Origin of the sequence: Neobacillus citreus, from assembly GCF_018343545.2 — a bacterium.
Lineage (GTDB): Bacteria > Bacillota > Bacilli > Bacillales > Cytobacillaceae > Neobacillus > Neobacillus citreus.
In genome coordinates, this window is the sequence record NZ_JAGYPE020000030.1 from 53,875 (window position 1) to 63,217 (window position 9,343).

The 9,343-nt window shown below is 41.3% G+C and carries 10 protein-coding genes and 2 pseudogenes; 1 reads left to right on the forward strand and 11 read right to left on the reverse strand.

Features of this window, described 5'->3' with window-relative positions:
• The 5 genes and pseudogenes from KHB02_RS16510 to KHB02_RS16530 form a co-directional block, all read right to left on the reverse strand.
• Positions 1–287, reverse strand: a pseudogene (locus KHB02_RS16510) (ATP-dependent DNA helicase RecG); the annotation flags it as partial.
• Positions 284–1,168, reverse strand: coding sequence for an L-serine ammonia-lyase, iron-sulfur-dependent, subunit alpha (sdaAA, locus tag KHB02_RS16515; protein WP_213140796.1), 885 nt, complete (start codon positions 1,166–1,168; stop codon positions 284–286). The pseudogene KHB02_RS16510 and the gene sdaAA, both read right to left, overlap by 4 nt.
• Before the next feature lie 27 nt (positions 1,169–1,195).
• Positions 1,196–1,858 carry an L-serine ammonia-lyase, iron-sulfur-dependent subunit beta gene (gene sdaAB, locus KHB02_RS16520; RefSeq protein WP_213116365.1) on the reverse strand — a complete coding sequence of 221 codons (663 nt, stop codon included), beginning with the start codon at positions 1,856–1,858 and terminating at the stop codon, positions 1,196–1,198.
• A 113-nt stretch (positions 1,859–1,971) separates the two neighbouring features.
• A complete protein-coding gene (locus KHB02_RS16525) occupies positions 1,972–3,654 on the reverse strand; it encodes a DAK2 domain-containing protein (RefSeq protein ID WP_213140797.1) in 1,683 nt (560 codons plus the stop codon).
• Positions 3,655–3,669: 15 nt separating this feature from the next.
• A complete protein-coding gene (locus KHB02_RS16530; protein WP_213116367.1) occupies positions 3,670–4,032 on the reverse strand; it encodes an Asp23/Gls24 family envelope stress response protein in 363 nt (120 codons plus the stop codon).
• A 286-nt stretch (positions 4,033–4,318) separates the two neighbouring features.
• Between KHB02_RS16530 and rpmB the strand changes: the two genes are divergently transcribed.
• On the forward strand, positions 4,319–4,507 hold the full coding sequence (rpmB, locus tag KHB02_RS16535) for a 50S ribosomal protein L28 (protein WP_007087786.1): 189 nt from the start codon (positions 4,319–4,321) through the stop codon (positions 4,505–4,507).
• A 143-nt stretch (positions 4,508–4,650) separates the two neighbouring features.
• On the opposite strand, the gene spoVM is transcribed toward rpmB, so the two are convergent.
• The 6 genes and pseudogenes from spoVM to KHB02_RS16565 form a co-directional block, all read right to left on the reverse strand.
• A complete protein-coding gene (gene spoVM, locus KHB02_RS16540; RefSeq protein WP_042356285.1) occupies positions 4,651–4,734 on the reverse strand; it encodes a stage V sporulation protein SpoVM in 84 nt (27 codons plus the stop codon).
• A gap of 111 nt (positions 4,735–4,845) precedes the next feature.
• On the reverse strand, positions 4,846–5,496 hold the full coding sequence (locus KHB02_RS16545; RefSeq protein WP_241113902.1) for a thiamine diphosphokinase: 651 nt from the start codon (positions 5,494–5,496) through the stop codon (positions 4,846–4,848).
• Between the two features lie 48 nt (positions 5,497–5,544).
• Positions 5,545–6,189: a ribulose-phosphate 3-epimerase gene (rpe, locus tag KHB02_RS16550; protein ID WP_213140798.1), complete on the reverse strand. Its 645-nt coding sequence runs from the start codon at positions 6,187–6,189 to the stop codon at positions 5,545–5,547.
• Positions 6,190–6,191: 2 nt separating this feature from the next.
• Positions 6,192–7,073 (reverse strand): ribosome small subunit-dependent GTPase A, encoded by an 882-nt coding sequence (gene rsgA / locus KHB02_RS16555; protein WP_213140799.1) that lies wholly within the window; start codon positions 7,071–7,073, stop codon positions 6,192–6,194.
• Positions 7,074–7,110: 37 nt separating this feature from the next.
• Positions 7,111–9,093: a Stk1 family PASTA domain-containing Ser/Thr kinase gene (pknB, locus tag KHB02_RS16560; protein WP_213140800.1), complete on the reverse strand. Its 1,983-nt coding sequence runs from the start codon at positions 9,091–9,093 to the stop codon at positions 7,111–7,113.
• Positions 9,093–9,343, reverse strand: a pseudogene (locus tag KHB02_RS16565) (protein phosphatase); the annotation flags it as partial. The pseudogene KHB02_RS16565 and the gene pknB, both read right to left, overlap by 1 nt.

A 9,343-nucleotide genomic window follows, 5' to 3' on the forward strand; every position in this document is an offset into this window, starting at 1 on the left:
AAAACGACTTTGATTAAGTATTGTCCTGCAAAAAAGCGGAAGGAGAGCTTTGACTTCTTCCTGCCATAATAGACAAGAGAAGGTTCGCTTTGAACCTTCCCTTCGATCGTCACCTTCTCGTCATGTTGTACTTCCATCAAATCGCGAAGACGGTAATCCTCATAACGATAGGGGAAATATTCCAATAAATCATGAATGCTGAAAATGTTCATTTCTGAAAAAATTTCCGCCGTTTCGTCACCTATGCCCTTAATAACTGTTATTGGCTGGTTTAGATATGGATTCACTTTTCTGTAAGCGGCATTCCGAAAATTTTGGCCTGCAGCGCCCGGCCAGTTGGTGTTGCCGCTAACCCTCCCTGCGCTGTTTCTTTTAAGGCTGTTGGCATTGATTGGCCAATTCTATACATTGCGTCAATCACTTCATCGCATGGAATTCGGCTTTTGATTCCGGCAAGTGCCATATCTGCGGCTACCATGGCATTGGCTGCACCCATGGCATTTCGCTTTACACAAGGCACTTCCACAAGACCGGCAACCGGGTCACAAACTAAGCCAAGCATATTTTTTAATGTGATGGCCATTGCTTCGGCACATTGTTCCGGAGTTCCTCCGGCCATTTCGACGATTGCCGCTGCGGCCATTCCTGCTGCCGATCCCACCTCCGCTTGGCAGCCCCCGGCAGCACCGGATATGGAGGCATTGTTTGCAACAACAAAGCCGAACGCTCCGGCGGTAAATAAAAACGAAATCATTTGCTCTCTTGTTGGGTACAGCTTTTTCTTTACAGCAAACAACGTCCCTGGAACGACACCCGCTGATCCGGCAGTCGGTGTGGCACAAATCGTTCCCATCGCCGCATTAACTTCATTTGTTGCGACAGCCCGGCTGACGGCATCGAGAATCGTTTCACCGGATAAGAAATTGCCTTTTTCAATATATTTTTGCAATAGTACTGCATCTCCGCCCGTTAAGCCGGTAACGGAAGTAACCCCTTTCAATCCGCGTTCAACTGCTTCTTCCATCACTTTGAGGTTACGGTCCATAAAGCCGATTACTTCTTCCTTGGACCGTCCCGTTACGGTGACTTCCTGCTCAATCATAATTTCGGAAATTTTTTTATTTTGACTGTTGGCCAGTTCTACTAATTCTGCTACATTTCGAAACATAAATTGACCCCCTTTCGCTGTGTATGTTTAATCAACAATTTTTGTGACCTTCAAGATGTTTGGCAGCTGTTCGAGTTCCTCGATCAGGGTATCATCAATATTTTGGTCGACCTCAATTGTCATCAGGGCCATTTTTCCAACTTCCTTACGGGAAACCTCCATATGGCCAATATTAATTTCATATTTCGCCAGTGTATTGGCGACACTTGCAATGGCACCGAACCGGTCATTATGAACAACTAAGATGGCAGGGTGATTGCCAGAAAGCTTCAATTCAAAACCGTTCAACTCGATGATTTCAATCTTTCCGCCGCCAATGGAAATACCTACTAATTCAAGCTCCCCATTGTGATCGCCAATTATGATTCTAGCGGTATTTGGGTGGTCTGTAACTGCATCCTCTTCAATGAAGCGAATTTTCATTCCGCGTTCTTCAGCAATCTCAATAGCTTTAATAATCCTTTTATCGTCCGTATCGAAATCCAATAATCCGCCCACAATTGCAACATCCGTACCGTGACCCTTGTACGTTTGCGCGAAGGATCCGTATAACGAAATATTTGCCCATTTCGGCTCCCTGCCAAATAAACTTCTAGCGACGCGGCCGATTCTCGCAGCCCCGGCAGTGTGAGAGCTTGACGGACCAATCATGACCGGGCCAATGATATCAAACACGCTTCTATACTTCATGAATCTATTCCCCCTTGCCTATGTCTTTCTATCTTTATTAAAAAATGGTTAGTATATATTATCCAAAAAAAGAAGGGTGGTCCCTATGGACCCCCTTCTATTTTAGCCGTTATTTACTCAATTGAAAAGATATAAGAATATAATGGCTGTTTGCCATTATGAACCTCTATTTCCACATCGCTGAATTTTTCTTCAACGAATTCGGTAAGCTGGCTGAGTTCTTCCTCTGTCACATCTTCACCATAAATGATGGTAAGAATTTCTGAATCTTCATCAAGCATTTTTGATAACAGGTCTTCCGCTGCTTTTTCTTTATCTTTATTTTTAACAACAATTTTCCCTTCGGCAATCCCCATGAAATCCCCAGTTTCAATATCCAATCCATCGATTTGTGTATCGCGGACGGCAAAGGTGATTTGTCCGGTTTTCACATGGCTTAGCGCCTCCGTCATAGCAGTAGTGTTTGCCTCTGCATCTGCGGAAGGATTAAAGACAAGCAAAGCGGAAAGCCCTTGCGGAACGGTTTTGGATGGAATCACATAAATTTCTTCATCCGATACATCGCGAGCCTGCTCAGCAGCCATTATGATGTTTTTATTATTCGGCAAAATAAATACTTTTTTGGCATTTACTTCTTTAACAGCCTTGACAATATCCTCTGTACTTGGATTCATCGTCTGGCCGCCTTCAATGACTGCATGGGCCCCGATGCTCTTAAAAAGGTCGGCAACGCCCGAGCCCATCGAAACAGCGACAATTCCGTATCCCTGCTTTTCTTTTGGTATTTCTTTCACAGCAGTGGCAAGTGGAGTATGTGTTTCTCCGACAATATTAGAATGCTGCTGGCGCATATTTTCAATTTTCATATTAATAAGGTTGCCGTAGCGCTGACCGTATGTTAATACTTCACCAGGCTGCTCGGAATGAATATGAACTTTCACAATATCATCATCAGAGATCACTAATAACGAATCTCCATAATTGCTTAGATCATTGCGGAAAGTAGTCTCATTAAATGGATGCTTTGCTATCTTTTCTGTTTCAAAACGAACCATAAACTCTGTACAGTAGCCAAATTCAATATCTTCAGTGTTAATATGGCCCTGGACGCTTTTATGATGCTCGGCATTGACTAATTCATCCATTGATGGCATGACCTCTGGTGAATCCGGCAGTTTTTCTCCCTTTAATTCAGCAAGAAAGCCTTCATATACACAGACAAGCCCCTGCCCGCCGGAATCCACAACTCCGACTTCCTTTAAAACAGGCAATAGGTCAGGCGTACGCTTTAGGGAAGCTTTAGCCTCCTTTAGAACATCTTCCATAATAACAACAATATCATTTGATTTTTGCGCAGTCTGCACAGCTTTTTTGGCAGCATCTTTGGCAACAGTCAGAATTGTTCCTTCGACCGGCTTCATAACAGCCTTATAAGCAGTTTCAACTCCTGCCTCAAGCGCTCCTGCAAATTCATTTCCATTAATGATCGCTTTTGCTTCGATTGCTTTAGAAAAACCGCGGAACAATTGCGAAAGAATAACACCAGAGTTTCCTCGTGCTCCCATGAGCAGTCCTTTTGAGAGAGAAACCCCTACTTTACCAATATGTTCTTGAACATTATTTTTAACCTCTTTTGCACCGGAGGTCATGGATAAATTCATATTAGTCCCTGTATCGCCATCCGGAACTGGAAAAACGTTCAGAGCATCTACCATTTTAGCATTGGCTGACAGATGATTGGCGCCTTGAATAATCATCTCGGCAAAACGTTTTCCATCTAATGCTGTAATTGACACAAACTTCACTCCTTACTACGGGTTCGTCACACGAACTCCCTGAACGAAAATATTAACCGAATCAACGGCAAGTCCAACTGTCTTGTCAAGGGTGTACTTAACCTTTGATTGCACGTTGTGAGCAATTTCAGAAATCTTGGTTCCATAGCTGACAATAATATACATATCAATATGTAACGCTTCATTTTCCTGGCGGACAATGACACCGCGGGTGAAATTTTCTCTTCTAAGAATTTCAGTTATGCCATCTTTGATCTGATTTTTAGAGGCCATGCCGACAATTCCATAGCATTCTACCGCTGCTCCTCCGGCAATGGTTGCGATTACTTCATTTGAAATATCAATTTGTCCGTACTTCGTTTTCAATTCAATGGACATGAATCGTTCCCCCTCCTGAAAAATTGCTCCTTAACTACAGTCATTTTACTATAGTAGCTTAAATATTGAAAGTCATTCCTAGTACGTTTACTATAACAGCATTTATTTTAGGGTAATGTCAAGGTTTTTTTCTTGAAACCATTTAACTAAGCTATTGCATTCATAATGGTTGTGTGATAAATTATTAAGGTATCTTAAGACAGAAAATTTGGCTATGCCATTTTTCTATATGATTAGTATCTTAAAGAATACTGGTTAAGCTTTTCGTGTTAAGGAGGGAAATTTAATGCCGCGCAAATGTGTAGTAACTGGAAAGAAAACCACTACTGGTAACGCCCGTTCTCACGCTATGAACGCTAACAAGCGTACATGGGGTGCTAACCTACAAAAAGTACGTATCCTTGTTGATGGAAAACCAAAGCGTGTTTGGGTTTCTGCAAGAGCGTTAAGATCCGGTAAAGTAGAACGCGTATAATTTTTAGTGAGGCTGTCATGTGACAGCCTCATTTTCTTTTATTTTGTCCTAATTAATGAAAATAAAAAGCACCCATTTTATTCGAATGGGTGCTTTAGGTTTATGAAAGGTAATGAGCCTCTTTGGGGAATGAGGCCTTTTTCCTATTCTTTTTTATTAAACACGCCAATCATCGCTCGGACAATTCCACCTAAAAATCTCGGCAGTTTAATTGTATAAAATTTCATACTGTCCCTCCTCACAAATCTCACGTCTAACATTTTATTCTTTACCCTAAATCCGTACGCCCTTACCATTTTATTCAAACGAACAAAATCAGTACCGATTTTTCGAGGCTTTTAATCATGGCTTCTTATCACTAATAATATGCCTTCTGAAAATGAAAAAGTACCATAATCGCTAATAAGTTCATTACTTATACATAGTGTGGATCCGAGGGAAATATGACGGTTCTTCAAAGGATATTTGAACCCATCCAGAGTAATCCCGAAAACATCTAGGGTTAATGGCACAAATGAAATATATTTTTTATCCCATCTTTTCTTGAGTGTATATGTGCCTGGCCCTTTTAAAAAAGCAATATTGTAACGGTCAATCAGAAAAATTTCCGTTTCAGTTTTGGCGTTTAGCGGATGAATTAACAGCTGGACATTCGCCAGTAAATGGTCTAGCCTTCCCCCTGTGGCACCAAACAGTTGGATTTTTTCTGGCTGTTGCTTTAATGCCCAGTTTAAAGCTAACTCCATATCGGTTTCATCTTTTTCAGGAATAAATTTTTTTAATTTAGTAACCTTATCTTCGATAACCGCTAATTCCGCTTTTGTTACGGAATCAAAATCGCCAAAGGCAATTGCTGGTGTAATGCTTCTCGATATCAAATGAAATACGCCGCGGTCAACACCCACCCATATTGCATTCTCTTCGATATATTCCGTTAAATCGGGCAGAAGATCCTCCGGACCTCCGGCGAGTATATTAATAATCATCATCTGAGCTCCTTTTTGCTAAACAAAAAGCCGGCGTTAAGCCGACTTTGTTTACCCTCTTATATGCGAAATGGCCTTCGCATAATCCGCTTGATTATAAATAGCCGATCCTGCGACAAGGACATTTGCGCCGGCCTCTATACATAGCTTTGCTGTTTCCGGATTGACACCGCCATCGATTTCAATTTCAATTTCTACTCCTTTTTCCACTGCCATTTGTTTTACTTTCTTGATTTTCGGCAGCACCTCAGGAATAAATTTTTGCCCGCCAAATCCGGGATTTACAGACATTAACAGCACCATATCGATATCCCCGATAATATGTTGGATTGACTCGACAGGTGTGGCAGGGTTTAAGACAACTCCGGCCTTTACACCATAGGATTTAATGTTTTGAATCGTGCGGTGCAGGTGACGGCATGCTTCGACATGGACCGTAATATAATCCGCACCTGCTTTGGCAAAGGCTTCAATATATTGGTCCGGATTTTCAATCATTAAATGCACATCCAGCGGCAGTTTGGTTACCGGACGAATGGCTTCGACGATAAGCGGACCGATTGTGATATTCGGGACAAAATGACCATCCATCACATCTACATGAATGTAATCTGCTCCCCCTTTTTCAACTGCTATGATTTCTTCCCCTAATTTTGCAAAATCAGCTGAAAGAATGGATGGGGCGATTTTTACCATAACTAGTACCTCGGCTTTCTATCTTTAATTTCCTGAAGGAAATCGACATAATGGTCGTAACGATACGTTGGAATCTCCCCAGATTCCACTGCCTGTTTAACACCGCATTTCGGTTCGCTCAGATGAAGGCAGCCGCGGAATTTGCAAATTTCACTTGCCCTTAAGATTTCCGGAAAACAGGAGGTTAAATCCTCTGCTTCGATATCAGTGAAATCCAAAGAACTAAATCCCGGCGTATCCGCTAATAATCCATTGCCGACTTTTATCAGTTCAACATGTCTTGTTGTATGCTTTCCCCTTCCCAAATGGGTGGAGATATCATTTGTTTTCAATTCCAAGTCTGGTCTTAGTACATTCAACAAAGATGATTTGCCAACCCCTGATTGGCCGGCAAAAACAGATATTTTATCCTCGAGATGTGGATGCAATAATTCAATGCCTGTTTCTGTCTCGGAAGATGTCATAATCACTTCATAACCGGCGGCCTGATAGTGCGCGGCATATTCTGAAATCTTCTTCTGCTCCTCATCATTTGTTAGGTCCATTTTGGTAATACAAATAATCGGCTCAATTTGATTAAATTCGACCAGAACAAGGAAACGATCCAAGAGTACGGTACTAAATTCAGGTTCGACAGCGGAAAAAACCAAAATCGCCAAGTCGACATTCGCAATTGGCGGGCGAACCAATTCATTTTTGCGTTCCTTCACTTCCAAAATGTACCCTTCTTGGTCATTTTCCGCTTGAAAAACAACTTCATCCCCCACAAGGGGAGTGATTTTATTTTTCCGAAACACTCCTCTTCCGCGGCACTGAATTAAGTCATCATTGTAAAGAACATAATAAAAACCGCTCAATGCTTTTACAATTTTCCCTTCAGGCATAGCAGCCCTCCTTGTAAAAAGATTTAATTTAAAAAGGTTATTCTACGTCGTTGTAATTAATGGTTTCTTCTGCAATGACTTTAGAATCACGAAACACCTGATAGCTGGCTTTTTTACCTTCCACAATAATCAATTTAATTTGCCTCGTTGTTGTTTCTGTAATAGAGAAGACATCCGCAGGTACACTCATATTGTGATTCATATCATCAATATAAATCCTTACCTCTTGTTTTTGTCCAGGCTGGCCTGGTAAAGGAGGTTCGTAATCAATGGTAATTTCTTTCGTTATCTCCCTTGGGGGTTTTTCTTCTTTTCCTTTAGAGACAATCACGCTGACTTTATCACCTTTTTGAAGCTGAGTCCCTTGTTTAGGTTCTTGCGAAATGATCATACCCCTTGGAATGGTTTCATTATATTGTTCCTGAGAAGCATCTAACGTTAAACCGACCGATGCCGCATAATCCTGTGCAGCTTTTACACTATATTGTGTTAGATCCATTAATACAATTTTTTCCGGGCCCTTACTAACTTCAAATTCCAAAACAGTATCCTCTGGAACCACCTTTTCCCCCCCGGAAGGATTTTGGCTGAGAATCGTTCCTGGCTCGCTGTCATCGTTTTTCTCAGTCTTCTTTATATCTTTAAAATTCTGATTATCTAACAAACGGACAACATCATCATATTGCCGGCCCACATAATCGGATAGTTCATATTTTTCTTTTCCTGTACTTATATAAAGTGTTACCTTTGATTTTTCTTTAACGACTGTATCCGCTTCAGGATTCGTTTTAATAACACTGCCTTTTTCGATTTCATCATCAGTTAGTTTAATTCTCTTATCAATAGTCAATCCCTGTTGTCTTAACTTTGAAATCGCATCATCTTCCTTCATTCCGCTGACATCAGGAATTTTGACATCCTTTGCGGAAATTAATCCCGGAACAAAATAGGCGGATAGTCCAAGCAAAACCAGCAAAACTAAAAGAGAAGTAAGAACGATTGGCCATTTTCTTCGCTTTTTATTTGCCCCTTTTCCTTGTTTCGAATCAGAAGTGCCACCCGAACTGCCAGTGTTTTTTTCACTGGTGTGAACAATTGTTTCATCTAAGTTTTTTAATGGCTTATCATTTGTAATAATCGGGATGGCCTTTGTCGCTTCATCATCAATCGGTATGATGAATTTTGGTTCAAACAGTCGATCCGGATCAAGCGCTGTGCGTAAATCCTCCTCCATTTCATCGACGCTATTATAGCGATGAAATGGATCTTTCGCTGTCGCTTTTAAGACGATATTTTCTACACTCTGCGGAATGTTGGGATTCCATCTTCTGACGGACGGAGTTTCGGATTGCAAATGCTTAAGGGCAATTGATACAGCAGATTCTCCGGAAAAAGGAAGTCTGCCGGTCAATAATTCGAACATAACAATCCCCAGTGAATATATATCTGACTTTCGATTGGCCATACCGCCCCGGGCCTGCTCGGGCGATAAATAATGGACAGACCCAAGAACTGAATTAGTCTGCGTAATACTAGTGGCACTTAAAGCCATGGCAATACCAAAATCCGTAATTTTAACATTCCCATCATGGTCTACCAAAATATTATGCGGTTTAATATCTCGGTGAATGATATGGTTATGATGAGCATGAGAAATCGCCGAGGTCAATTGCTTCATAATTTCAATTGCCTCTTCCACCTTAAGAGGAGAATTTTGCTGTATGTATTGTTTCAGTGTATTTCCATCTACAAATTCCATAACGATATAATATAAATCGTCTTCTTCGCCGACATCAAATATATTGACAATGTTTGGGTGTGCAAGGCTTGTAGCAGATTGTGCTTCTCGATGAAACCTCCGAATAAACTCTTCATCATTTGCAAAATCTAGCCGGAGCATTTTAACCGCAACGTCCCGGTCAAGGATCATATCATGGGCAAGGTAAACGTTGGCCATGCCGCCTCCGCCAATCATATCAATGATTTTATAGCGGCCGCTTAGTCTTTTACCAATCAACATTACATACCACCCTCACGGGCTTCCGGAAACTCTACTATAGCCAATGTAATGTTGTCTTCTCCGCCATTTTCATTTGCAAGTGAGATAAGGGTTTTCGCTTTTTCCTCAATAAGGCCGCTGCTTAACAGCGTATCTTTCATCCTTGTTTCACTGACTTTATTGGAAAGACCGTCAGAACATAAAAGGAGTAAATCGCCTTCTTCGAAAGTGATTGTTTTAATATCCATTTCGACTGTTTTTTCAGTCCCCA